Raw genomic sequence first — 25,675 nt, 5'->3', positions numbered from 1 at the left:
GCTCAGCTCTCGGTGGTGGGCAGCCGGCGCAGGAAGAACTCGTCGCTGCCCACCGGGGGTAGTTGGTCGAGCCGGCCGGACAGGACGTAGATCCCGCACCGTCCGCGCGCCATGGTGGTCGGTGCGGGCTCCGGCCATGCGCGGCTGGCGGTCAGCGCCGCCGTGGTCCAGTCGTCGGTCGAGCGCAGGGTGATGACCCGGTTGGCGGCGGTGTTGTCGATGGCGTGCAACGTGCCGCGCCCGTCGAGCAGCAGCCCGTCCGGCGCGCCGATCGGCTCGCCGATGACGACCTGAGTCAGGTCGGATCCGGCGAGCTTGTAGAGCGCGCGACCCGACGAGTGGGCGATCAGCAGGAAACCCTTGGGGTGACGCACGATGCCGTTCGCGCCGTTGCCGCGGACGACCGGGGTCAGGCGGTCGTCGCGGATCTCGACGCTGGGCGCGCCGCGTACCGGGACGCGGTAGACCGCGCCGGCGAAGGAGTCGGTCACGAACGCGGTGCCGTCCGGTGCGATCGTCACGTCGTTGCCGAAGTGCTCCCGCTCCGGGACGAGCGCGCCGAGGTCGTGATAGGCGATCCGGCGTCCGGTACGGAGGTCGAAGATGCCGAGCCCGGCGACCTTCCTGATCGTCTCCGGCGTGCTGTGCTCGCTGATCCCCACATCGCCGTTGACCACGAGCAGCCGGTCGCGCCGCGCGTCCACGGCCAGCCCCATCGTGGTGATCAACGTCGGGTCCTCGACCAGGGTGCGCACCGATCCGTTCGGCCGCACCACGGACACGGTGCCGTGGGTGACCGAGCCGACCAGGAACCGGTCCCGCTCCGGCCAGTAGGTCACGCCCTCCGGATGCAGCAGCGGTGCCGACCCCGCGATCAGCTCGGGACAGCCGGCGGCACCGGCCACCGCCGGTGCCGCCGGGGCCGACGGGGCGGCGATCAACCCGAAACCGACGGCTACGGCGACACCCAGCACAGCGGCTCTCATGCTCATACCTTCGACCTAACACCCGGCACCGCCGCCCGGTAACCGCCGAACGTTGGGCCGGATGAGGCAAACCCCGACCGCCACCGGAGCCACCGGGCACCGCCCGGGCGGGTGCCGGCACTCCCCGGACCCGGGTAACTCGAAATTTCGGGCTGGATCGGCGGAACAAAGCACGTGAGCTTGAGGTTAGACTGTGTCCGGCCAGAAATCACCGTGTAGAACTGCCCACGAGAACTCCTGTTTCCGGGGGCGACGGCTCGTGTCCGTGTGCGAATGGTCGTGGGGGTACTGGTGTGATCGCGCAGCGCCTCTGGGGGCCGATAAGATTCCGGCCCCAGCCGGCACGATTGGCGCGCGCCACCGTCGTCGCCATCTTCGGCGGGCTGGCGGCCATGGCTTTCGTCCGCATTCTCGATGAGCATGTCTCGAACGGGCTTTCCCTCACCGTCTCACTCGTCTCCCTCGTCGCCGTGTTGCTGCTGACGATTTTGTGGTTCAGCCGGCTTTCCGAGCGCCCACGGTCACTCATCGGTTACCCGGCGTTGGCCGCGTTGGTCGTCCTGGTCTACCTGCCCGTGCTCCTGTTGGCCGATCCCTGGCCGGTCATGCCGGGTTTCCTGGCCGGATCGCTGCTCCTGGCGCTGCCGCCCGCGGTGTCCCTGCCGGGGTTCGTGGCCGTGGTGGCGAGCATGGGTCTGCTCCAGACGCTCAACTCCGGCCAGTTCGGCCACCGGGCGGCGGACGTGGCGTACGTCTGTATATCGACAGCGGTTGTCGGCCTCGTTGTCTTCGGAATTTCCCGGCTCGCCCAACTGGTTACGGAGTTGCATGTCGCTCGAGTTGAAATCGCGCAGATCGTGGTTATGCAGGAACGCTTGCGGTTTGCCCGCGATGTGCATGATCTCCTTGGCTACAGTATTTCGGCGATTGCCCTCAAGAGTGAGCTGGCGCACCGCCTTGTGACGAAAGATCCCGATCGGGCCGGCGCGGAGATCACGGACATCCTGTCTATTTCGCGGCAGGCGCTCGCCGATGTGCGCACGCTCTCCAGCAATTATCGCGAGCTGTCGCTCGCCGATGAGTGCCGATCGGCCAAGTGGGTCCTTGCCTCGGCCGGCATCGAGGTCCGGATGTCGCTGTCCGAGCCTGCCCTGCCGGTGCCGGTGGGCACGGTGCTCGCCACGGTGCTCCGCGAGGGCGTGACGAACATCCTGCGGCACAGCAAGGCCGAGCGGTGCGAGATCACCGTCGCGCAGACCGGTGGCACGGCCTCGATCGAGATCGTCAACGACGGGGCCGGGACGCTTTCGCCCACGGCGGACCTGATCGGCGGCGAGGGGTTGCGGAACCTGGCGGCCCGGGCGGGCGAACTCGGCGGTGCGCTCACCGCCGGGCGGATCGGCGAGCAGAACTTCCGCCTGCGAGCCGACATTCCGCTGGACCAATAAGCCGGGCAGTTGGTTCGATCAGAGCCAGCCCGCAGCATTGGCGATTCGGATGGCGTCGACCCGATTCTTGGCGTTGAGCTTGTTGATGATCATCGTCAGGTAGTTGCGAACCGTGCCGGCGGACAGGAAGACCTTCGCGGCGATTTCCGACACTTCCAGGCCTTCGGCGGTCAGCCGGAGCACCTCGATCTCCCGCCCGGTCAGCGGGCAGTCGGCGGTGTCCAACGCCGCAAGGGCGAGATGGCTGTCCACCACCCGATGTCCGGCCGCGACCTGCCGGATCGCGTCGGCCAGTTCGGCCGGCGGCGCGTCCTTCAGGACGAACCCGCTTACCTTCGCCGCGAGGGCGCGGCGCAGGGTTCCCGGCCGGTCGATGCCGGTAAGGATCAGCGTCCGGGTGCCCGGCACCCGGTCGTGCAGCTCGGCGGCGGCGGTCAGCCCGTCCTTGCCGGGCAGGTCGATGTCGATGATCGCGACATGCGGCCGGTGCTTGGTCGCGGTCGGCAGGATGTCCGTCCCCGACGACACCTCGGCCACCACCTTGATGTCCGGCTCGAGGTTGAGCAGCGCCACCAGCGCGCCGCGCACCATGTGCATGTCCTCGGCAAGCATGACCTTGATCATGTCGCCTCTCCTCCCCAGCAGCACCTGATCCCGAGTTGGTGATGCCGTCATCCTCCATCACCACCGGGGGTCCTGGGACGCGATTGGTCCGGTCGGATGATCACGGAAAGGGGCGATTGGTCTAAGGCGTTGTGGCACAGGGCTGTTCGGTCACGCATGGCCGGCCGCCGGGTTCGACCGCAGGCCGATGGCGAACTCGCCGAGGCTGATCTCGGCCGGCCAGTCCAGGTGCAGGGCCTGGGTGGCGATGTCGCTGTCGCCGATGGCGAGGGCGCACGGGGCCAGGTCCAGGGCCGTTGCGACCAGGTAAAGGGATTGTTGCAGGACACCAACGTGTTTGAGTGCGGTCGAGTAGGCGATGCCGTCGTAGACCCAGGACAGCCGCGCGATCCGGGCGGTCATCGTGATCAGCATGGCCGGCCGGCGCAGCGTGCCGATCAGCACCGCGGCGTCGTCCAGCAGCTTGGCGAGGTCCGACTCGTCGGTGCTGGTCAGGGTCAGGGCATGGTCGAGCGGGTCGTAGTGGTAGATGCCGCGGGGCAGGCCGGTGCAGCGGTCCATGGCCAGGTACAGCTCGAGCTCGTAGAGGGAGCCGCTGCTCGGGTACGGGCGGTCGGAGACGGTGTAGGGCACCCCGCCGGGGGCGGGCATCCGCCGCAACGACCGGATCCGGGCCGTGCGGTAGAGCAGCGCGCTCACCTGTTCGGCCGACAGCGGCTGCTCGGCGAACTCGCGCACGGACTCGCGTCGCTCGATGGCCTCGGTCAGCGACACCTCCGCGGCCGCGTCCGACCCCGGTGCGGGCAGCGCGAACCGCCGGCCGCCGGGCACCGGCTTCACCGCGGGCGGCGGTGGGAAGGTGCCGACGTAGCGGTAGACCGCACCGATCGGTCCGTCCTGCCGGCCCATCCGGCTGTGCGAGTGGAAGAGCAGGTCATGGTGCGACCACTGGGCCAGTCCCGGGTCGCGGTCCTCGGCGAAGAACGGGTCCGCCCGTCCGTCCCGGGTGCCGGTCACGACCATCGACGCGGCGATCAGGTGGGACACCACCCCGGCGATCAGCGCGAGATCGGCGCCAAGGCTGGCGGCGAGGTCGGCCACCGTGATCGGAGCGCCGAGCGCGCCGACGACCCAGGCCGCGATCGGCCGGTGCAGCACGACCCGATAGCACGCGAGCGGGGACTCCAGCACCAGCGCGTCGCCGTGGCTGCGCATCGCGGCGAATCGGGACAGCCGGACCAGATCGGTCGGGCCGACGTCCGGCAGCGTGAACCGCGCCTGCGCGGCCACCGGCACGGCGGACAGCAGGACTCCGACCAGATCGTCGGTGCCGAGCGAGTACACCAGGCAGGCGCGCAACCGGTCCAGCAGCCCGGCCACGCCGGCGAGGTCGAGATCGGGGAGGTTGGCGATGGCGGTCGGACCCAGGCTCAGCCGGTCGAGCAGGGTGCGCTCGGCGGCGGTGGCATCGGCGATCGCGATCTCGCCCCACCGGGTGATGACGTTCAGGTTGCCCGTTGCCGGGTCGCCCTCCACGGTCACCTCGTCCCGAAGGGACCACAGCCGGATGATCGCGGGCGCACCAAGGGAAAGTGCGGTGCTCACGGTCGTGCTCCGGTCAGCGGGTCCTGGTGCGGCGGTGTTTCGTGGAGTACTCGGTGCGCCGCCGGAGCATGACGCCCACCATGCACAGCAGCATCAGCACATGCCCGGCGATGACCAGCACGTCACCGCTGATCGCCCCGGCCCAGAACGGGATGAACAGGATGACGAACGGGACGTACATCGCCGCGGCCATCTCCCCGATGGCCGCCCAGTCATGACCGCGATACCGCATCCACAGCGTCATGCCGATGGTCATGTTGGTCGCCATCACCAGCGTGGACAGATCCGGACGGTCGAACAGCTCCTCGACGCCGAGGCCGGCGAAGACCAGTTCCCACAGCGGTGCAAGGGCCACCATCCCGACGGTCATCGCCACGACCATCTCGAGGAAGTGGCGGATGAAGGTGCCGTTCGACGTGGTCGGGGGCGTCGTCGTCGCCTCGGTGCGGATCTCCGTCACGACTCATCTCCAATCGTCGAACGATCCGGCGCAATCGGGTGTGCGCAGCCGAATCCAGGACCGAGGTTAGTGGCCGGGCCGCGCAAGGCCGCCAGTGTTCCGTCATGCGTCGACCGTGTTAATTCCATGATCCGGTCATGGGATCCACACGGTGCCACCGGGCCGCTCCGGCCGGCGCCGCCCGTACCGCCGGCCGAGCGTGACCGGGTCACGGCACCGGGGTGCGCACCTCCTCCCTGGATCATGAGGAACACATGGTTTCCGGTGAGCCCGGCACTGGCTGTAACCGTGTTCCCGAGCGCAGGATTTCCAGGTCAGCAGTTGATTCGGCAGGTCGAGCTAGGGAGTCCATCATGTCGACGACTATGAGCCAGGATGTGCATTCCGTAACGGTGATCAGACTGTTAGCGGGGCTCGGGTTCGATGACGAGCGCAGCGCCGGTGAGCTGGATGTGGCGATCGATCGGTTCGATCAGTGGACCAACCCGCGGGCCGCGGTGGCGCTGTGCACCTGCTGCCGTTGGCTGGCAACCGAAAGCGCGCTCGAGCGAGCCGCGTGATGACCGCCGGGGCCGTGGCGTCGCCACTGGTCGGCTTCAAACGGCATCTGCGTGCCGAGGTGTCGGCCGGTGAAGGCTTGTACCTGTTCTCCGAACGCGGGGTGACGATGCTGAAGGGCTCGAACGTCGAGGCCCTTGCGGCGCTGATGGACGGCACCCGCGACATCGACACGCTGTTGGCCGCCATGCCCGGAGGCATGGCACCCGAGCAGGTCGCCGGCCTGATCAGGCTGCTCGCCGAAGCCGGCCTGGTCGCGCTACGGCCCCCGTCGGCGAACCCGGCCGACGAAGGCACGCTCGCCTACTGGGAGGCAAGCGGGATCGACTCGGCGACCGCCGTCGCGAGCACCGCCGGTCAGGCCGTGCGGGTGCTCGCCGTGGGGGACGTCGACCTCGACGCCGCGCTCGCGGCGGTGCGGGCCGCCGGGTTGACCGTGGCCGCCGAGCGCGGCCCGGCACCGGCGGCCGCGCTCTCGGTGGTGCTCTGCGACGATTACCTCAATCCCGAACTGGCCGAGATCGACGCCCTGCACCGGGCGGTCAACCGGAACTGGCTGCTGGCCAAGCCGGTCGGCGCCAAGGTGTGGCTGGGACCGGTGTTCCAACCGTTCGAGCCCGGCTGCTGGAACTGCCTCGCGGTGCGCCTCTGGGCGCATCGCAACGCCGAGGCGGTGGCGCAGAGCGCGCTCGGCCGGCACGGCCCGGCCGCACGTCCGGCCGCGTCCATCCCCGCGCTGCGGGCGATGGCCCTGAACATGATCGCGCTGGAAGCGACCAAGTGGTTGTCCGGCTACCGTCATGCGAGCCAGCGTTGCGTGTGGACCTTCGACAGCCTGGAAATGCGTGGCGAGCCGCACGAGCTGCGGCCCTACCCGCAGTGCACCGCCTGCGGCAACCCGACGCTGATGCGGGTGCAGGCCCGCCGGCCGGTCGTGCTCGGCTCACAGCGCAAGGCGTCCTACAGCGCCGGGCACCGGTCGCTGACCCCGGAGGCGGTGCTGGCCAGGTATCGCCATCTGATCAGCCCGGTGACCGGTGTGGTGAAAGAGATTCGGCGGCACGAGCACGGTCCGGACTTCTTCAACTCGTTCCGGTCCGGACCGAACGTGGCGGCCCGGGTGCACGATGTCAACTCCCTGCGCGCCACCATGCGGATGGAGAACGGTGGCAAGGGGGTCACCTCGGTGCACGCCGAGGCAAGTGCGCTGTGCGAGGCGATCGAGCGGCACTGCGGCAGCTTCCAGGGTGACGAGGAGCGGATCCGCGGCAGCCTGCGCTCGCTCGGCGAGTGGGCAATCCATCCCAACTCGTGCATGTTGTACGACGAACGGCAGTACCGGGACCGGGCGGAGTGGAACGCCAAGCACGGACCGTTCCAGTACGTCTGCCACCCGTTCGACGAGGCCGCGGTGCTGGACTGGACACCGGTCTGGTCGCTGAGCGAGCGGCGCCAGCGGCTGCTGCCGACGAACCTGCTCTACTTCGGCGCACCCGAGGAGCCGGGACCGCATTACCTGCATGCCGACTCCAACGGCAACGCGGCCGGCAGCAGTCTCGAGGACGCCGTGCTGCAGGGTCTCCTCGAGCTGATCGAGCGGGATGCGGTGGCGTTGTGGTGGTACAACCGGATCCGGGTGCCGGGGGTCGACCTCGACTCGTTCGGCGACCCGTGGATCGACGAGCTTCGTGAGGTGTATGCCGGGCTGGGCCGCGATGTTTGGGTGCTGGACCTGACCTCGGACTTCGACGTCCCGGTGATGGCGGCGCTGTCGAGCCGGACGGCCGGGGACCCCCAGGAGATCATGCTCGGCTTCGGGGCACATCTCGATCCGCGCCTCGCGTTGCGCCGGGCATTGACCGAGCTGAACCAGTTGATGCCGGTCCTGCTGGCGGCCAAGTCTGACGGGCGGTACCGGTGCGACGATCCGGACATGTCGGGCTGGTGGCAGCACGCGAACCTGACCAACCAGCCCTACCTGGTGCCCGATCCGGCCCAGCGCCCGCTGGGCCCGCGGGACTACCGGTATGTGCAACGGGCGGACCTGCTCGACGACCTCACCGCGCTGCAGGCGAAAGTGGAGTCGCTCGGCATGGAACTGCTTGTGCTCGACCAGACCCGCCCGGACATCGGACTTCCGGTCGTCAAGGTGCTGGTACCCGGGATGCGGCACTTCTGGGCGCGGCTGGGCCCCGGCCGGCTGACCGACGTTCCGGTGCGGCTGGGCCGCCTGCCCGAAGCCACACCGTACGCCGAGCTGAATCCGGTCCCGCTGTTTCTCTGACGGTGACCCCACATGATCACCGACTGTGGCATGATTCCCAGCTGAGCCGACAGGACTTGGCGGTCGGCCCACGCCCGAAGCGTGCGGACCCGCAGCGGGATGGGAAACCCAAGGGGGCCAACATGTCCTTGGCCGGCGGACGGCTGGACCTGACCTCGGTCTCCGGCGGCTCCGCGGCCGGCGACTCGGACGACCGGGAAGCGCTGCTCGCACCCACGCTGGCCAAGTCGATCGTCGCGGTGGTGTTCGGCGGCTTCGCCGTGGTGGCACTGCTTTTCGTGCTGGAGTCAGGCAAGTCGGCTGTCGAGGTCGTGCTGGCGGCCGGCTACCTGGCCGGTCTGTTGAGCCTGCAGCTGTTCTACTTCGGCCGGTCCAGTACGAACCTGCACGCCCCCGCGGCGTATGCCATGCTCGCGGCGCAGGCCGGTCTGGTCTACCTGCCGCTGGCCCAGTTCGGCCAGTCCTGGGTGAGCCAGCCCGCGTTCCTCGCCGGCAGTGTGCTGCTGGTGCTTCCGTTGCCGCTCGCCTGGCCCGCGTTCGTCGCCATCGTCGCGGGCGCGGCGGTCGCACAGGCCGCCATCGACGACTCGACGCTCGGCGTCGTCTACATCGCGGTGAACGCCGCGACGGCCGGCCTGTTCGTCTACGGCCTGACCCGGTTGGCCCGGCTGGTCACCGCGCTGCACGAGGCGCGCGACGAGCTGGCCAAGACCGCGGTGGCGCACCAGCGGTTGCGGTTCACCCGGGAACTGCACAACGTGCTCGGGCTGAAGCTGTCGGCGATCGTGCCGAAGGGAGAGCTCGCGCTCCGGCTGGTGCGCCAGAATCCGGAGCGGGCAACGCAGGAGCTCGCGGAGATTCTGGTGCTCGCCCGGCAGGCGTTGGCCGATGTCCGGTCGATTGCCCGCGTGTACCGGGAGGTGTCCCTGGACCAGCAGACCAGGAACCTCGCCTCGATGCTCGCCGCGTCCAACGTGGAACTGCGGATCGAGCTCGATCACCGCCAGCTGCCGGCGCACCTGCGGAGTACGGTGTCCGCCGTCCTGCGCGAGGGCGTGGCCAACGTGTTGCGGCACCGCGACGTCTCGCGCTGCGAGATCACCCTGCGCCAGCGGGGCGACTCGGTTCGGCTCGACATCGTCGATGACGGGGTCGCCTCGGCGCTGGCGAAGGCCGGGTTCGACGACCTCTCGGCGACGGTGTCGAAGATGGCCGGTGAGCTGACCGCCGGTGCCGATCCCGACGGTCGGTTCCGGTTGCACGTGGCCATCCCGATGACCGCGCCGTCGCCGCCGGACCGTCCGCGCGGCACGGTGGCCGGCCCCGCCGGGGACTTCGCCGAGTCCAGGGAGTCCATCACGTCCGTCGCGGCCAGACTGGCCGGTGGGCTCGTCGTGGCGGTCTTCTTCGGACTCTTCCTCCAGGCGGTGCTGCGCCTGGTGGCGGTGACCGGAGAGTTCGGTCAGATCGCCCTTGGCACCGGGTATCTGCTCGCGACGCTCGGGCTGCAGCTGGGCTACTTCAGCCGGCCGGGCAACCGGCCGCACCCGCCCGCGGCGTACCTGATGCTGCTCCTGCAGGGCCTGCTGGTGTACCTGCCGATGCTGCAGTTCCAGGAGGCGTGGACCGGGTTGCCCGGGTTCCTGGCCGGCAGCGCGTTGCTGGTGCTGCGACCGGTCGCCGGGTGGACCGTGTTCGCCGCGGTCGTGGCCACCGTGGCCTGGGCCCAGGTCGGGTTCGGTGCCATCCTTCCCCGGGACATCGGCTTCAACATCGCGCTCACCGTCAGCAACGGACTGATCGTCTACGGCCTGACCTGGATGGCCCGCTCGGTGCGCCAGTTGCGCGCCGTTCGGCTCGACCTCGCCGAGGTCGCGGTGGCCCAGACCCGCCTGCGGTTCGCCCGGGACCTGCACGACCTGCTCGGGCTGAGCCTTTCGGCGATCACGCTGAAATGCGAGCTGGCGCACCGGTTCATCGTGCCGGATCCGACCAGGGCCCGGACCGAGCTGACCGATGTGCTGGCGATCTGCCGGCACGCCCTTGCCGACGTCCGGTCGGTGGCCAGCGGCCACCCGGAGCTGTCGCTCGACGAGGAGTGCCGGACGGCCGGTTCGCTGCTGACCGCGGCCGGGATGGACGTGCGGATGGACCTCGAATACGGCGACCTGCCCGCCGACACCGGCACCGTGCTGGCCACCGTGCTCCGCGAGGGGGTCACCAACGTGTTGCGGCACAGCAAGGGTGAGCACTGCGAGATCACCATCCGCAGGGCGGGCGACGAGGTGGACCTGCACGTGGTCAACGACGGGGTCACCGAGCCGTCGGAGCGCGATCACCGGGGCAGCGGCATCCGCAACCTGTCCGAGCGGGTCGCCGCGCTCGGCGGAACGCTGACCGCGGAGTTCGAGGGCCGCGACCGGTTCGCGCTGCGCGCCCAGGTTCCGGTCGCACCGGCCACATCGGACCCGGCCGGACGCCCGTGACAATTGTCGCAGCACGTCGGTAATGCGTCGGGAATTGCTTGACAACCGGCGGGTTTCCGGCCGGTAACGGCGCACCCGGATGTCCGAATATTATGAGAACCTGTGCGGTAGACCGACTTGGTTCAGTTGAAAGGCACACCCATGAGGATTACCCCGCAGGAAGGAAAGTTAGGCGTGGTCGTCGAAGGTTTCGACGCCAACGCCGCGTCCGTCGACGACATCGAGACCCTGAAGGAGGCCGTCTATGTCAACAAGATCGCCGTCCTGAAGCACCAGGAGCTGAACCCGCGGCAGTTTCTCGCGCTGGGCCAACGGATGGGAACCGTCGAGCCGTACTACGAGCCCGTCTACCACCACCCCGAGGTCCGGGAGGTCTTCGTCTCCTCCAACGTGAAGGAGAACGGAAAGCAGGTCGGCGTGCCGAAGACCGGCAAGTTCTGGCACTCCGACTACCAGTTCATGCCCCGGCCGTACGACCTCACGCTGATCTACCCGCAGGTGGTGCCGTCGAAGAACCGCGGCACGTACTTCATCAACCTGGCCACCGCGTACCGGACGCTGAGCGAGGAGCTCAAGCTGGCGGCCAAGGAGACCACGGCAACGCACAGCGTCCGGCGATACTTCAAGATCCGGCCGACCGACGTCTACCGGCCGATCTCGGAGATCATCGACGAGGTCGACGCGAAGACCCCACCGGTGACCAGCCCCACGACCGTGACGCATCCGGTCACCGGCGAGACCCTGCTGTACATCAGCGAGGGATTCACGGTGTCCATTCAGGACGTCGACGGCTTCCCCCGGCCGGAACTGCTGCGCGCCCTGCTCGAGGCCACCGGTCAGCTCGACCAGACCTTCCAGCACGAGAACATCCACCTGCAGTCCTTCGAGAAGGGCGACATGCTGGTGTGGGACAACCGCAGCATGGTCCACCGGGCCCTGCACACCACGACACCCGAACCGGCCGTGTCCTACCGGGTCACCGTCTACGACGACGCACACTGACGGCTCGTCACCACCGGCGGGGCCGCGCGGCGGGCGCGGTCCCGCCGTTCGTTGCCCGGGTCGGGCCTCAGCCGCCGTGGTGGTGTTGGCCGGGTGAATGCTCTTCCGCACTGCCGGCATCACCAGCTTCGGAACCGTCGCCGCCGGACAGGCCGCGGGCCCTTGCCGTGTCGAACTGCTCGGGGGTCAGGCCGTTCGGGGGTGGGTTCGGGCCGTTGACCTCGATGGTGAACTCGGCGGTGCGGACCACGCCCTGGTGCTGGAAGTCGAGGTACAGGCGATACCCGCCCGCGGTGGGCACGGTCACCGAGAACCCGATGTCCGGACCGGCCGGGTGCGGTGCGTCGGCGGGATGGACGTGCAGGTAGGCCAGATCGCCGTCGCGCAGGGCGACCAGGTGCCCGTAGGCGGCGAGGTAGGGCTCGAGATCGGTGACCGGCTTTCCGTTCTTCATCACCCGCAGGGTGAGCCGGCTGCTCCGGCCGGGAACCGCGGTGCCGGCGAGGTCCACGGTGTAGTCGTCCACGGCCGCGGTACCCGACGCCGGTGGCAGCGGGACCGGTCGGTAGTCCCCGGGTACGGAGATGTCGGCGCCGAGCGTGGTCGGCTGGCTGTTCCAGCCCGCGACGAAGTCGGCGAAGATCCGGTACTCGCCGGCCGCCGGGAGGGTCAGCGGTACCCGCCAGGTGCCGTCCGCGCCCAACGTGGGATGCACGTGCTGGAACCGCGACAGGTCGCGGCGCGCGAGGATCAGGTGCAGCAGCTTGCCGTGCCGCGGGTTGAACCGCAGCAGCGGCGTGCCGTCCGGTTCCAGGATCTGGAAGGCGAACGTGTGCTGGGTGCCGGCCGGCAGGATGTCCGCAAGTACCCGTAGGGTCAGGCCGTCCTGCGAGATCAGTAGGCCGCCGGGGAACTCCGCCGGGGCGGAGTTCCCCGATGCCGCGGCGGCGACCGGTCCGGCCGGGTCGGCGCCGAGCACCTGGCCGGCCAGGTAACCGCCGCCGAGCACGACGACGGCGAGCGCGCCGGCTCCGAGCTTGATCGATGTCTTCATCGCAAACCGTCCCAGGTGGACGACAAGGGCTGGCGACCGGAGGGAGCAGGGTTTCGAGAACGGTCCGTGCGTGCCCCCTCACATTTGGTGCCGAAACCATGTGTAACCGATCCGGGCAATAAAAGGAAGTTCCGCCTGCGCGGACTGACCGGGCACTTACCCGGTCATTACCCGACCGCCTGGGCATACCAGAAATCGCGTGCCACACTCCTTGCGGAGGCTTTCTGGAAATGGCGCACCGGCGTGTCAAACGGAGAGGCGATGATGACAGGTACCTGCCCTGTGCACTCGAATCCGATGCCGATTGACGAGGACTACTGGCACGATCCGCACCCGTTGCACACCCGGCTGGCGGAGCAGGGTCCGATCCACCGGATGTGCCTGCCGGACCAGATCCCGGTGTGGCTGGTCACCGGGTACGAGGAGGTGCGCGCCGGGCTCAGGGATCAGCGCCTGGCCCGCAACCGCAAGTACGCCGGCCCGGACTACACCTGTACCACCTACCCGGAAGGGCAGGACTACACCAGGCTGATCACGGAGGATCCGCCGGAGCACACGGCGACCCGACGTCTGATCAACTTCGCCTTCACGCCGCGCCGCATCGAGCAGATCCAGCCGAAGATCCACGAGATCACGGCCGAACTGCTCGACGGGGTCGAGCGGGCGGCCGCCGCGAACGCCGGTGTGGTCGACCTGATGCCGTCGTACTTCGCGCCGCTGCCGATCTCGGTGATCAGCGGGATCCTCGGTCTGCCGGCCGAGCACCTCGACCGGGTACTTGCCGTGACCAACGCCGAGTTCGCGCTGGCCGAAGGCCGCTTCGACGGTCCGGTCGACACCGATCCGTTCGGTGCCGCCGCGGCGACGGCCCTCGGCGAGCTCGGTCAGATCATCATCGAGTTGGTCCAGGACCGCCGGACCGACCCGACCGAGGACCTGATCTCGCACTGGGCGACCGCGACCGACGAACGGGGCGACCTGCTTCCGGTCACCGACATCATGGGCATGGTGCTGATCCTGTATCTCGGCGGCTACGACACCACCGCCGGCATGCTGGTCTCCTCCACGCTCGACCTGCTCGAGCATCCGGAGCAGCTCGTCCGGCTGCGCGCCGACCCCGACCTGTTCCCGGCGGCCGTCGAGGAACTGTTGCGCCGCAACAGTTCGGTGTTGCGCGGCTTTCGCCGGTTCGCGACAGAGGACCTGGCCATCGGCGGGCAGCCGATCGCCGCGGGCGACACGGTGCTGCTGAGCATCAGCGCGGCCAACCGGGACCGGGCGATGTTCGCCGACGCCCAGGTGTTCGACCTGGAACGGCCGGGCAACGATCTCCACATCGCCTTCGGTTACGGGCCGCACCACTGCCCGGGCCACCGGCTGGCCACCGTGGAGGTCCAGATCGCCCTCCAGGCACTTTTCCAACGATTCCCGGACATCGAGATCACCGTGCCACGGGAGCAGATTCCGTGGCGCAGATCCTCGTTCTGCCGGGCCTCCTACGGATTGCCGGCCAGGGTTCGGAAATGACCGGCCCGGCCAAGAATCCTCATTGGTCTTCGTGACGTTCTCACTGTTCGGCGGACGGCCCAGGGAATAGCGTGGTAGGAGTGCATAGACCAGACGTATCGTGATTGGCGTGATAGCGAGGCCCTACAATGACTCTGCAATTGAGCGAGCTGGGCTTGATGTCGCCGGAGGAGAAGCGCAACCTCCTCGCGTTGCTCATCGAGGATGCCCTGTTGACCCCGCCGGCCACGCCGGAGCCGACCCGGCCGCGGAGTCAGCCCAAGCGCCAGGAGTCGACGCCCGGCCTGCGCTTCGAGCTGCTGGGCCCATTGGCCGTGCGGTACGGCAACGTCGAGTTCGCGCCGAGCGCGCCGAAGTTGCGCGCGATGATCGCGACCCTGCTGTTCAACGCGAACAGATCGGTCGCGGCCTCGGCGCTGGTCCGAGAGCTCTGGGAGAACGAGCCGCCGCGCACCTCGCACGCGACCGTGCAGACCTACGTTTTCAAGCTGCGCAAGCTGTTTCGCGACGTCCTGGGGGTCACCACGGAGTACGTGAACAACGAGCTGCTGCTGACCCACTCCGGGGGATACACCCTGCTGGTGGCGGACGGCCAGTTGGACATCGAGGAGTTCGAGCGGCTGGTCATCGCCGGCAGCGCCGAGTTACGCGCGGGTGAGTACGACAAGGCCGCGCACAACCTGCGCCGGTCGCTCGCCCTGTGGCGCGGCCCGGTCAGCCCCGAGCTGCAGTGGGGCATGCAGCTGCGGGCCCACTCGGCCCGGTTGGAGGAGCGCAGGTTCTACGCGCAGATGATGCGGATCGAGGCCGACCTGTGCCTCGGCCTGCACCGGGAGATGATCAGCGAGCTGGCCTCGGTCGTGGTCGAGCATCCGCTGCACGAGCCCGCCCACGCGATGTTCATGGCCGCGCTGTACCGGTCCGGCCGGACCTCGGCGGCCCTCGACGTGTTCCGCCGCTTCCGCAGGCAGATGTTGCAGGAGCTCGGAATGGAGCCATCGGCGCGGATCCAGTCGCTGCACCTGGCGCTGTTGCGCAACGACGTGCTGCTGGACAACCGCGGGCTCACCTCGGAGATGCTGCTCGATCGGCTCGGCACGGCGGTGCACGGCCGCGCGGCCTGAAATGAGGGTGATCACATGACGACGAGCGAGCACCGGGTTCGGATCCGCCGCGTGGTGCACCCCGACGTGCCCGGTCCGATCGGCCCGCGGCCAACGCCGCGCGAGCGGCTGGCGTACTCGATCCGGATCCGGCGCATCGAGTACCTTCCGGTCGAACTGGCCGGTTGCGCGGTCGCGGCGCTGCTGTCCGTGCGGTCGGGCAGCGAGCCGTGGAGCGCCACCGCCGGTGTGGTCGCCGTTCTCGCGGCCCTGTGCTGTATGCACGTCGTCAGCATGGCCAACGCCCTTGCCGGCCGGGACATCGACGCGAGCCCACTGTCCGACGCGGTGTACGAGCTCGGCCCGCGCGCCGTGCGCCGGCAGATCGGGGCCACCGGTGTGGTGCTGGCCGGGCTGGCCGGCTGCCTCGCGGCGGGCACCGGGCACTGGGACATCCTGGCGTTGGTCGCCGTCACGCTGTACCTGGGCACGCGGTACGCCACCGGGCCGCTGCGCCTGCGGGGTGCGGGCGGGTGGCAGATCCCGGCGCTGTTCCTGATCCGGTTCTGGCTGCCGATGGTGCTGATCGTTCGGGCCCAGCCGGGCGAGCCGGACTGGACGGTCCTGCTCGCGATCGCCGGCTTCGCCGGGTGCCAGGTCGGCATCATGCTGGTGGGGATCGCACGGAACCGGAAGCCGGCGCGCGGTGCGGGAGCTGCCGGTTGATGCCGCGTTGCCGCGGCTGGTCGCCCCGCGGCTGACCGCCGTCGGCCGGACCGCCGTGGTGGCGGTGCCGCTCCGCTGGTGAGGTACTGCGCCTGCGGGTCAGAGCCAACCGTTCGCCCTGGCGATGCGGCACGCGTCCGCCCGGTTGGCGGCACCGAGCTTGCGCACGGCCGCGGCGAGGTAGTTGCGGACCGTACCGATGGACAGGTTGGTGCGCTGGGCGATGACGGCGACCGGGGTGTCGTACTCGGCCAGGCGCAGCACTTCGAGCTGTCGCGGGGTGAGCGGGCAGTCCGGCGCGGTGAGGGCGTCCGCGGCCATGACCGGGTCGACGTAGCGGCCCCCGTCGCGCACCCGCCGGATCACGTCGACCAGCTTCGCACCTGGCCCGACCTTCGGGAGGAATCCCTTGACACCGGCGGCCAGCGCGCGCTTGAGGTAGCCCGGTCCGCCGTGCTCGGTCACGATCACGACCCCGCAGGCCGGCAGCAACCTCGCCAGCTCGGCGGTGAACGCGAGACCGTCCAGCTCGGGCAGCGCGAGGTCGACCACCGCGACGTCGGGATGCCAGGCCAGCGCCGCGTCCACCGCGGCCCGGCCGTCGGCGACCTGGGCCACCACCTCGAGATCGTCCTCGATGTCCAGTCGCGCCGCGATCGCCGTCCGGGTCAGCTCATTCTCGTCGGCGACCAGCACCCGGACCACGGTGCCGTCCGGACGAGGGGTGTCCAGCCGCCGTCGCCTGCCCGCGGCTTCACGGTGAACTCGACCGGGCATGCGCGCTCCTCCCGGGCACTCGCCGAGGCCATCCCAACGAAGTGCGCATCAAGAACTCCTCAGCAGGCTGCCGGAAAGAGCTGGGGTTTGGATCGCCATTCGCTCAAGGATAAATCCTGCGACCGCGTGGAGTTCAGGGGCTAGTGCAGCGGCCATTGCGACGCGTGCGTTTTCACCGGACGATCGTGACGAGTGCACTGTTTCACCCGCCGCCGAGGGGCTACGGTTCGAGTTGCGACGTGACCCGCCGTCGCCCTCCGGCCCGACCCCTGACCGCTCGCCGGCCGGATCGTTCCCGACTGCCTTGCCGGTTACCGGCCGATTACCCGCCGGGCCATACGATTCCCTTATGCGCAAGCCTGTTGAGCACGCACGGGCGTGATGTCGCCAGTGGACGGGCCCGGTTTGGAGGCAGGGTGATGGCCGAGTCGGTAGGGGTCGGGGTGCGGCGCACCAATGTGACGGTACTGCCGACACTGTTTCCCGACGACCCGCAGTTGCGGATGGACGTGCTCCGGCCGTACAAGGTTCACAGCCGATACCTGAAGTCCGCGACCGTGTCCGTCCAGAATGGACTGCCGGTCGGCAGGGGTGAGTTCAGCATCCCCAACTCGTGCTACATCGACGACACCGGGCATTTCAACTCGGTCGAGTTCAACATCTGCTACAACCAGCTCGTCTACTACCTGCTGGCGAAGTCCATCAAGGAGCGGGCGGTACCCGCGCTGGCCGCCTGGACCCTGGACGACTTCTGGGAGCGGCAGCTTCCGGACATCCTCATCGCGCGGTTCCGCAGCCTGTTCCGGGCGCCGATCGAATCGTCGTCGTTCAGCGGCGAGGTCTCGATCGCCACCATCACCGAGAGCGACGTGCGCCGGCCGGTGCTGCTCACCGAAACCACGTGCCGATTCTGGGACCGGCAGGACGGCAGCGCCGAGGGCGAGGTCCTGCTGGCCCTGCTCAACCCGCCCGGAATGGCCCCGACGAAGGAGATAGCCTGATGACCCGGCCCAACCCGTTGCGCACGCTGGCCGACATCGTTCGGGTGCAGGGCAGCGCCCGCGCCGACCACGCGGCGATCCTGTGCGAGGGCCGCCGCGTCGACTACGCCGCCCTGCACCGGGTGAGCAAGCAGGCCGCGCACGGCATCCTGGCCGCCGGTCTGCGGCCGGGTGACCGGTTGGCGTACCTGGGCAAGGAATCCGAACACTACTACGAGTTGCTGTTCGCGGCGGCCAGGAGCGGCACGGTGCTGGTCCCGATCAACTGGCGGCTCACCGCGGGCGAGGTCGAGCACATCCTGCGCGACTCGGGTACCTCGCTGCTGTTCGTCGACTCGGTGACCACGGCGGTGGCCGAGAAGGTCGCCCCGGACCTGCCCGGCCTCCAGATCGTGCCGCTGGACCGGCCGGGCGCGCCGGGGGCCGGCTTCACCGAGTGGGTGTCGGCGTACCCGGACTCCGAACTGCTCATCCGGGCCAGGCCGGACGACCCGATCGTGCAGATGTACACCAGCGGCACGACCGGCCTACCCAAGGGCGTGGTGCTGGCGCACCGCAGTTTCTTCGCGGTGCCGAACGCCATGGCGAGCGAGGGCCTTGACTGGATCGACTTCCGGGAAAGCGACCGCAGCCTGATCGGCATGCCCGGCTTCCACGTCGGTGGCCTGTGGTGGGCGGTGCAGGGCTTCGCCCACGGGGCGACCAACATCGCGATGCGGGAGTTCACCCCGTCCGGCGCGGTCGAGCTGATCAGGGACCTTGGCGTGACCACCGCCTGCATGGTGCCGGCGATGTTGCGGTTCGTGCTGGCCGAGCCCGGGGTGACCAAGGCCGACTTCAGCACCCTGCGCAAGATCATCTACGGTGGCGCCCCGATCGCGGAATCGTTGCTCGCCCAGTGCATCGAGGGATTCGGTTGCGATTTCGCGCAGATCTACGGGCTGACCGAGACGGGCAACACGGTGCTGTGCCTGCCGCCGGCCGATCACGTTCCCGGCACCCGGCGGATGCGGGCCGCGGGCCGGGCGTACCCCGGCTTCGGTCTGGCCATTCTGGACGATTCGGGGAACCGGCTGCCGGCGGGGGAGATCGGTGAGGTCTGCGTGCGCACCCCGGCCGCCATGGTGGAGTACTGGAACCTGCCGGAGGCGACGGCGAAGACGCTGATCGACGGGTGGGTGCACACCGGGGACGCCGGCTACCTGGACGAGGACGGCTACCTGTTCATCCAGGACCGGATCAAGGACATGATCATCGTCGCCGGTGAGAACGTGTACCCGGCCGAGATCGAGAACGCGATCACCAAACACCCCGACGTGGCCGAGGCCGCCGTGGTCGGCGTTCCGGACGAGCGCTGGGGCGAGGCAGTGCACGCGTTCGTGGTGCCGGTGGCCGGACGGCAGCCGCAGGCCCGGGATCTGGCCGAGTTCCTGCAGGACCGGCTCGCCGACTTCAAGGCTCCGCTCGCCTATGAGTTCATCGACGCGGTGCCGCGCAATCCCAGCGGCAAGATCCTCCGGCGCGAGCTGCGCGACCGGTTCTGGCGCGACCAGGAGCGCGCCGTCAGCTGAACCGCCGGCACCCGATCTGCGAGGATGGTCCACAGTGAGCACTACCATGCCGGATCCGCGCCTTCCGTTGGCCCGCCTGTCCCGGTTGCTCGACCCGGAGTCGCTGACCGAACTGCATGACCGCGACGAGGTCGCGACGACCGTGGTGCGGGGCTGGGTCGACGGCGAGAAGGTGATCGCGTTCTGTACCGACGCGACCCGCAAGGGTGGCGCGCTCGGCATCGAGGAGTGCGTGCGCATCGCCGACGCCATCGACCTTGCCGCCAGCGAGCACAGCCCGGTGATCGGGCTCTGGCACTCGGGCGGGGCGAAGCTCGCCGGCGGCGTCGAGTCGATGCACGGCATCGGCCAGATCTTCGCGGCCATGGTGCGGGCTTCCGGTCTGGTGCCGCAGATTTCGGTGGTGCTCGGTCCGGCGGCGGGCGGCGCGGCGTACGGCCCGGCCCTCACCGACATCGTGATCATGGCTCCGGACGCCCGGATCTTCATCACCGGTCCGGATGTCGTGCGCAGCGTCACCGGCGAGGAGATCGACATGGTGGGCCTCGGGGGTACCGAGGCGCACGGCCGCAAGTCCGGCGTGACGCACGTGGTGGCCGATTCGGAGGACGGCGCGTTCGGGGTGACCCGGCGACTGGTCGAGCTGCTCGCCCGGCCGGGCACGTTCCGGCCGGCAAGGGCCGGTGCGCCGCGGGATCTGCTTGCGCTGCTGCCCGACTCACCGCGGCGGGCCTACGACGTGCGGCCGCTGATCCGCCGGATTCTCGACGCGGCGCCCGGCGACCCGTTCACCGAGCTGCAGCCGAACTGGGCGCCCAACGTGGTGGTCGGGCTCGGCCGGTTGGGTGGCGGGACCATCGGGGTGGTGGCCAGCAACCCGCTGCGCAAGGGCGGCTGCCTCGACTCGCTCGCCGCCGAGAAGGCGGCCCGGTTCGTGCGGATGTGTGACGGGCTCGGCGTTCCGCTGCTCGTCCTCGTGGACGTCCCCGGATACCTCCCGGGTGTCGCGCAGGAGTGGGGCGGCGTCGTGCGGCGCGGTGCCAAGCTGCTGTACGCCTTCGCCGAGGCGACCGTGCCTCGGGTCACGCTGGTCACCAGGAAGTCATACGGCGGCGCCTACATCGCCATGAACTCCCGTTCGCTCGGCGCCACCGCGGTGTATGCCTGGCCGGACGCCGAGGTCGCCGTGATGGGAGCGGAGTCGGCCGTCCGCGTCCTGCACCGCAAGCAGCTTGCCGCGTCCGAACCGGACGAGCATCCGGCACTGATCACCCGCCTGGTCGAGGAGCACAAGCAGACCGCGGGCGGTCTCGACCGCGGCATCGAGCTCGGCGTGATCGACGCGGTGATCGATCCGGCGGACACCAGGCAACGGCTGATCGCCGCGTTCGCGGCGGCGTCGGCGAGCAGCGGGCCCGAGCGCGGCCGGCACGGCAACATTCCCTTGTAACGGTCTACAGCGGACCGTAACCACCCGAGCACCCCGGCCCCGGGGTGCTCGTTGCCGTGCAATGGCATGGCCCAGCAATTACTTTGCGGTGGGCCGGTGATGAAAAGACGCGATTCACCGTCCGTTATCTCCGGCGTATGTTGTCAGTAGATGGCAGTGCCCCGGGACGGGCGGTCGCAGTGCGTCCACGAACGTCCTTTTCACTTTCCCGTTGACTCGCCAGATCTTCGGCTGATGTTGCTAGAGCGGAGACACACAATGGCTACTTCCTCCGAGGAGCTCGTTGCCGCGTTGCGAGAGTCGCTCAAGGAGAACGAACGGCTGTGGCAACTGAACCAGCAGCTCGCGGCCGAGGCGAGCGAGCCCGTCGCCATTGTGGGGATGGGCTGCCGGTTGCCGGGCGGGGTGGGTTCTCCTGCGGAGCTGTGGCGCCTGGTGGATGGTGGCGTGGACGCGGTTTCAGGATTTCCGGCCGATCGGGGTTGGGATCTGGAGGGATTGTTCGATCCGGATCCCGATCGGGTGGGGAAGTCTTATGTGCGGCGCGGCGGATTTCTCGCGGATGCCGGTGGTTTCGACGCCGGGTTCTTCGGGATCTCGCCGCGTGAGGCGTTGGCGATGGATCCCCAGCAGCGGTTGTTGCTTGAGGTGTCCTGGGAGACGTTGGAGCATGCCGGGATCGACCCGAGGTCGTTGCGTGGCAGCCGGACCGGCGTGTTCGCCGGGGTGATGTATCACGACTACGCGAGCGGCATGGCGGCGGCGCCTGAGGAGTTGGAGGGCCTGCTGAGCACCGGGACCGCCGGCAGCGTGGCCTCCGGCCGGCTGGCCTACGTGCTGGGCGCCGAGGGACCCGCGGTCACCGTGGACACGGCGTGCTCCTCGTCGCTGGTGGCGGTGCACTTGGCGGTGCAGGCGGTGCGCCGGGGGGAGTGCTCGCTGGCGTTGGCCGGTGGGGTGACGGTGATGGCGACGCCGGACGTGTTCGTGGAGTTCTCCCGGCAGCGCGGGCTGTCGCCGGACGGCCGGTGCAAGTCCTTCGCGGCCGCGGCCGACGGTGCCGGTTGGGCCGAGGGCGTCGGCGTGCTGGCGTTGGAGCGATTGTCCGACGCACAACGGCTCGGCCACCGGATCCTGGCCGTGGTGCGGGGTTCGGCGGTGAACCAGGATGGTGCGTCCAACGGGTTGACCGCGCCGAACGGTCCGTCGCAGCAGCGGGTGATCCGGGCGGCGCTTGCCGACGCCGGACTGTCCACTGAGGACATCGACGTGGTGGAGGCGCACGGCACCGGGACGACGTTGGGGGATCCGATCGAGGCGCAGGCCATCCTGGCCACCTACGGGCAGGACCGGCCGGCCGGCCGGCCGCTGTGGCTGGGTTCGATCAAGTCCAACATCGGTCACACGCAGGCGGCGGCCGGCGTGGCCGGTGTGATCAAGATGGTGCAGGCGATGCGGCACGGGATGTTGCCGGCGACGTTGCATGTGGATGCCCCGACCCCGAAGGTGGACTGGTCGGCCGGCGCGGTGGAGTTGCTGACCCAGGCTCGGGACTGGTCCGAGTCGGACCGGCCGCGCCGGGCCGGGGTGTCCTCGTTCGGCGTCAGCGGAACCAACGCCCACCTGATCCTGGAAGAGGCACCGCCCGCGGCCGCCGGCACCACCGATCCCGACGCGGAACCGGCGGACCTGCCCGTGGTGCCCTGGGTGATCTCGGCCCGCTCGCCGCAGGCCTTGCGCGCCCAGGCGATCCGGCTCCAGGAGTTCGTCGACGCCAACCCGGACACCGACCCGATCGACGTCGGACTGTCCCTGGCCGCATCGCGGGCCCAACTGGAACACCGGGCAGTGATCACCGGGCGGGACCGCGCGGAATTGTTGGCGGCGTTGGCGGCGGTGGCCGAAGGTGAGCCGGCCGACGGTGCGCCGGAAGCCGGGGCCGGCGCCGGGAAGATCGCCTGGGTGTTTCCCGGCCAGGGCGGCCAATGGCTGGGGATGGCCGCGGGGTTGCCGGAGTCCTCGCCGGTGTTCGCCGGGCGACTCAGCGATTGTGCGGCGGAGTTGCAGCGGTGGGTGGACTGGCCGGTGTGGCCGGTGCTGCGCGGCGAGGTGGACGGCCCGTTGGTGGAGCGGGTGGACGTGGTGCAGCCGGCGCTGTGGGCGGTGATGGTGTCGCTGGCCGAGGTGTGGCGCTCCTACGGTGTGGTTCCGGCGGCCGTGGTGGGTCATTCCCAGGGCGAGATCGCCGCGGCCTGTGTCGCGGGCGGGTTGAGCATCGCCGACGGGGCGCGGGTGGTCGCGCTGCGCAGCAAGGCCATCGCGGCCCTGTCCGGACAGGGCGGAATGGTCTCGATCTCGGCGCCCGCCGGTCAGGTGCGGGAACTGCTCGGTGCCGGGCTCAGCGTGGCGGCGATCAACGGTCCGGCCACCGTGGTGGTCTCCGGCGGTGCGGCCGAGTTGGACCAGCTGCTCGACGAGTGTGCGCGGCGCGGTATCCGGGCCAAGCGGATCGAGGTGGACTATGCCTCGCACTCGGTCCAGATAGAGCGGATCCGCGACGAGATTCTGACCGGGCTGACGGAGATCGACCCGAAGCCGGCCCAGATTCCGTTCTACTCCACCGTCACCGGAACCGTGGTGGACGCCACCGAGTTGGATGCCGGGTACTGGTACCGCAACCTGCGCTCCACGGTGCGGTTCGCCGACACGGTGCGGACCATGCTGGACGAGGGGTACCGGCATTTCATCGAGGTGGGCCCGCATCCGGTGCTGGCCACCAGCATCCAGGACACCATCGAGCACGCCGGCGCCGACGCCTCGGTGGTCGGCACGCTGCGCCGCGACGACGGCGGTTTCGACCGGATGATCGCCTCGGTCGGCCAGGCCTGGTGCCACGGCGTGGCCGTGGACTGGCCCGGGATGTTCACCGGCGCCCGGCCGGTGGAGTTGCCCACCTACGCCTTCCAACACGAGCGGTACTGGCTGACCGGGCGCGGTGGGGTGGTCGACGCCACGGGTCTCGGGCAGACGGGGGTCGAGCATCCGTTGCTGGGTGCGGCGGTGGATCTGCCGGACACCGGCGGGGTGTTGCTGACCGGCCGCCTCGGTCTCGGTACCCAGCCATGGCTGGCCGATCACGCCGTCAACGGCACCGTGCTGGTGCCGGGTGCGGCGCTGGTCGAGTTGGCGGTGCAGGCCGGCGAGCGGGTCGGCTGTGACCTGCTCGAGGAGCTGACCCTCGCGGCGCCGGTGCTGCTGCCCGAGCGCGGTGGTCTGGACCTGCAGGTGGTGGTCGGCGGGGCGGGCGACGAGGGGCGCCGCCCGGTGAGCATCTACAGCCGCGACCAGGCCGCCGCCAGCGAGACCGCGTGGACCCGGCACGCCACCGGAACCCTGGCGCCCGCCGGGCAGTCCGCGGTGACCACCGACCTGGCCCAGTGGCCGCCGGCCGGTGCCGAGCCGGTCGCACTCGACAACGTCTACCCGGACCTGGCCGCGGCGGGATTCGGCTACGGCCCCACTTTCCAGGGACTGCGTCAGGTATGGCGGCGCGGCGCCGACATCTTCGCCGAGGCCGGCCTGCCCGAGGCGGTGGCCGGGGACGCCGGGCGGTTCGCGCTGCACCCGGCGCTGCTCGACGCGGCGTTGCACGCCCTGCTCGCCGCCGACCGGACCGACCTGCGGGTGCGGCTGCCGTTCAGCTGGACCGGAGTCTCCATCGCGGCCACCGGCGCGACCACCGTGCGGGTGCGGCTGCGCCCGGTCGGCGAGGACACCATCGCCGTGCACCTGGCGGACACCACCGGCGCGCCGGTGGCCACGATCGCCGGGCTGAATGTTCGGCCGCTCAGCGCGGACGCGCTCCGCACGACCACCGCCACGGCCCAGTCGTTGCTGAGTCTGCAGTGGACACCGATCACCCTCGACGAGGCCGCCGGCAGCCAGGAGAGCCCCGTCGTGCTCGGCGAGGACTCCTTCGGCCTGGACACCCGGTGCTATCCGGACCTGGCCGCGTTGATCACCGCCGGGGCCGGTGCCGACCTGGTGCTCTACCCGGTGCCAGGCACCGCAGGCACCGATCCGGTTCGGGCCGTCCACGACCTCAGCACGCGGGTGCTGCGGCTGATCCAGGCCTGGCTGGCCGCCGAGCCGCTGAGCACCGCACGGCTGGTCCTGATCACCCGGCAGGCCGTGGCCACCCGGCCGGACGACGACGCCGACCTCGCCCACGCCGCCGTCTGGGGCCTGGTCCGCACCGCGCAGAGCGAGCACCCGCACCGGTTCACCCTGGTCGACCTCGATGCGGAGCCGGCGGGCCTGCCCGCGGCGGCGCTTGGCGGAGAGCCGCAGGTCGCCGTCCGGGATGGCCAGCTGCTGGTGCCGCGCCTCACCCGCACCGGGTCCGACGGGGTACTGGTGCCACCGCCCGGCCAACCGGCCTGGCGGCTGGACGCCGAGAACAAGGGCACGCTGGACCGGATCGAGCTGGTCCCCGGCTCGCAGCTGCTCGAACCGTTGGCGGCGGGCGAGGTTCGGATCCAGGTCCGGGCCGCCGGACTCAACTTCCGGGATCCGTTGCTCGCCCTCGGCATGTTCTCGGACACCACGACGGGCGGCGAGGCGGCAGGCGTGGTGACCGAGGTAGGCCCCGGCGTCACCGACCTCGCACCCGGAGACCGCGTCTTCGGCATCGTCTACGAGCCGTTCGGTCCGGTCACCGTCGCGGATCACCGGGTGCTGCGCCGGATTCCGCGGGAGTGGACGTTCGAGCAGGCGGCGTCGGTGCCGGTCACGTTCCTGACCGCCTGGTACGGCCTGCACGAGTTGGCCGGGGTCGGTCCGGGGGATGTGGTGCTGGTGCACGCGGCCGCCGGTGGGGTGGGGATCGCGGCGGTGCGGTTGGCGAAACATCTGGGTGCGGAGGTGTTCGGTACGGCGAGTCCGGGTAAGTGGGATGCGTTGCGGGCGTTGGGGTTGGACGATGATCACATCGCCTCGTCGCGGACCGTGGAG

Annotated in this window: 17 protein-coding genes and 1 pseudogene; 12 read left to right on the top strand and 6 right to left on the bottom strand. The window is 69.9% G+C overall.

Annotated elements, in window-relative coordinates; all coding sequences use genetic code 11:
* Positions 1-2: 2 nt before the first annotated feature.
* Positions 3-986 (bottom strand): hypothetical protein, encoded by a 984-nt coding sequence (locus VFV67_RS09755; protein WP_326468925.1) that lies wholly within the window; start codon positions 984-986, stop codon positions 3-5.
* 293 nt (positions 987-1,279) lie between these two features.
* Here VFV67_RS09755 and VFV67_RS09750 point away from each other — a divergent pair, with 293 nt between their 5' ends.
* Positions 1,280-2,434 carry a sensor histidine kinase gene (locus VFV67_RS09750; protein ID WP_326468923.1) on the top strand — a complete coding sequence of 385 codons (1,155 nt, stop codon included), beginning with the start codon at positions 1,280-1,282 and terminating at the stop codon, positions 2,432-2,434.
* A gap of 18 nt (positions 2,435-2,452) precedes the next feature.
* Here VFV67_RS09750 and VFV67_RS09745 read toward each other — a convergent pair whose 3' ends face one another.
* From VFV67_RS09745 to VFV67_RS09735, 3 genes are all read right to left on the bottom strand, one after another.
* Positions 2,453-3,058 carry a response regulator transcription factor gene (locus VFV67_RS09745; RefSeq protein ID WP_326468921.1) on the bottom strand — a complete coding sequence of 202 codons (606 nt, stop codon included), beginning with the start codon at positions 3,056-3,058 and terminating at the stop codon, positions 2,453-2,455.
* A 150-nt stretch (positions 3,059-3,208) separates the two neighbouring features.
* Complete coding sequence (locus VFV67_RS09740) at positions 3,209-4,663, bottom strand: SagB family peptide dehydrogenase (RefSeq protein ID WP_326468919.1); 1,455 nt, start codon at positions 4,661-4,663, stop codon at positions 3,209-3,211.
* 13 nt (positions 4,664-4,676) lie between these two features.
* Positions 4,677-5,123 carry a hypothetical protein gene (locus VFV67_RS09735; RefSeq protein WP_326468917.1) on the bottom strand — a complete coding sequence of 149 codons (447 nt, stop codon included), beginning with the start codon at positions 5,121-5,123 and terminating at the stop codon, positions 4,677-4,679.
* A 365-nt stretch (positions 5,124-5,488) separates the two neighbouring features.
* Between VFV67_RS09735 and VFV67_RS09730 the strand changes: the two genes are divergently transcribed.
* The 4 genes from VFV67_RS09730 to scoE all read left to right on the top strand — a co-directional run bounded on the left by VFV67_RS09730 (position 5,489) and on the right by scoE (position 11,453).
* Positions 5,489-5,683: a hypothetical protein gene (locus tag VFV67_RS09730; RefSeq protein WP_326468916.1), complete on the top strand. Its 195-nt coding sequence runs from the start codon at positions 5,489-5,491 to the stop codon at positions 5,681-5,683.
* Entirely contained in the window at positions 5,683-7,965 is a 2,283-nt protein-coding gene (locus VFV67_RS09725) for a TOMM precursor leader peptide-binding protein (RefSeq protein ID WP_326468915.1), read from the top strand. Before VFV67_RS09730 ends, VFV67_RS09725 begins: the two co-directional genes overlap by 1 nt.
* 122 nt (positions 7,966-8,087) lie before the next feature.
* A complete protein-coding gene (locus VFV67_RS09720) occupies positions 8,088-10,451 on the top strand; it encodes a sensor histidine kinase (RefSeq protein WP_326468914.1) in 2,364 nt (787 codons plus the stop codon).
* Positions 10,452-10,592: 141 nt separating this feature from the next.
* Entirely contained in the window at positions 10,593-11,453 is an 861-nt protein-coding gene (gene scoE / locus VFV67_RS09715) for a (3R)-3-[(carboxymethyl)amino]fatty acid oxygenase/decarboxylase (RefSeq protein WP_422652948.1), read from the top strand.
* Between the two features lie 67 nt (positions 11,454-11,520).
* On the opposite strand, the gene VFV67_RS09710 is transcribed toward scoE, so the two are convergent.
* Complete coding sequence (locus tag VFV67_RS09710; protein ID WP_326468911.1) at positions 11,521-12,507, bottom strand: hypothetical protein; 987 nt, start codon at positions 12,505-12,507, stop codon at positions 11,521-11,523.
* Positions 12,508-12,804: 297 nt separating this feature from the next.
* On the opposite strand from VFV67_RS09710, the gene VFV67_RS09705 reads away from it, so the two are divergent.
* From VFV67_RS09705 to VFV67_RS09695, 3 genes are all read left to right on the top strand, one after another.
* Positions 12,805-14,034 carry a cytochrome P450 gene (locus tag VFV67_RS09705; protein WP_326468910.1) on the top strand — a complete coding sequence of 410 codons (1,230 nt, stop codon included), beginning with the start codon at positions 12,805-12,807 and terminating at the stop codon, positions 14,032-14,034.
* 128 nt (positions 14,035-14,162) lie between these two features.
* The gene (locus VFV67_RS09700; protein ID WP_326468909.1) at positions 14,163-15,158 is read left to right on the top strand and encodes an AfsR/SARP family transcriptional regulator; all 996 of its coding nucleotides are present in this window, start codon (positions 14,163-14,165) and stop codon (positions 15,156-15,158) included.
* Between the two features lie 15 nt (positions 15,159-15,173).
* Positions 15,174-15,863, top strand: a complete 690-nt coding sequence (locus VFV67_RS09695; RefSeq protein WP_326468908.1) for a hypothetical protein — start codon at positions 15,174-15,176, stop codon at positions 15,861-15,863.
* 99 nt (positions 15,864-15,962) lie between these two features.
* On the opposite strand, the gene VFV67_RS09690 is transcribed toward VFV67_RS09695, so the two are convergent.
* The gene (locus VFV67_RS09690; RefSeq protein WP_326468906.1) at positions 15,963-16,640 is read right to left on the bottom strand and encodes a response regulator transcription factor; all 678 of its coding nucleotides are present in this window, start codon (positions 16,638-16,640) and stop codon (positions 15,963-15,965) included.
* A 419-nt stretch (positions 16,641-17,059) separates the two neighbouring features.
* Here VFV67_RS09690 and VFV67_RS09685 point away from each other — a divergent pair, with 419 nt between their 5' ends.
* The 4 genes and pseudogenes from VFV67_RS09685 to VFV67_RS09670 all read left to right on the top strand — a co-directional run.
* The gene (locus tag VFV67_RS09685; RefSeq protein WP_326468905.1) at positions 17,060-17,641 is read left to right on the top strand and encodes an FcoT family thioesterase; all 582 of its coding nucleotides are present in this window, start codon (positions 17,060-17,062) and stop codon (positions 17,639-17,641) included.
* Positions 17,641-19,212 (top strand): fatty acid--CoA ligase, encoded by a 1,572-nt coding sequence (locus VFV67_RS09680; RefSeq protein WP_326468904.1) that lies wholly within the window; start codon positions 17,641-17,643, stop codon positions 19,210-19,212. Before VFV67_RS09685 ends, VFV67_RS09680 begins: the two co-directional genes overlap by 1 nt.
* 46 nt (positions 19,213-19,258) lie before the next feature.
* Complete coding sequence (locus VFV67_RS09675) at positions 19,259-20,662, top strand: acyl-CoA carboxylase subunit beta (RefSeq protein ID WP_326468998.1); 1,404 nt, start codon at positions 19,259-19,261, stop codon at positions 20,660-20,662.
* Between the two features lie 261 nt (positions 20,663-20,923).
* A pseudogene (locus tag VFV67_RS09670) lies at positions 20,924-25,675 on the top strand (beta-ketoacyl synthase N-terminal-like domain-containing protein); the annotation flags it as partial.

Source organism: Actinophytocola sp. (genome assembly GCF_035762905.1).
Taxonomy (GTDB): domain Bacteria; phylum Actinomycetota; class Actinomycetes; order Mycobacteriales; family Pseudonocardiaceae; genus DASYTH01.
Note: the sequence above shows the minus strand (reverse complement) of the source record. Positions and strands in the feature narration are given on the sequence as shown.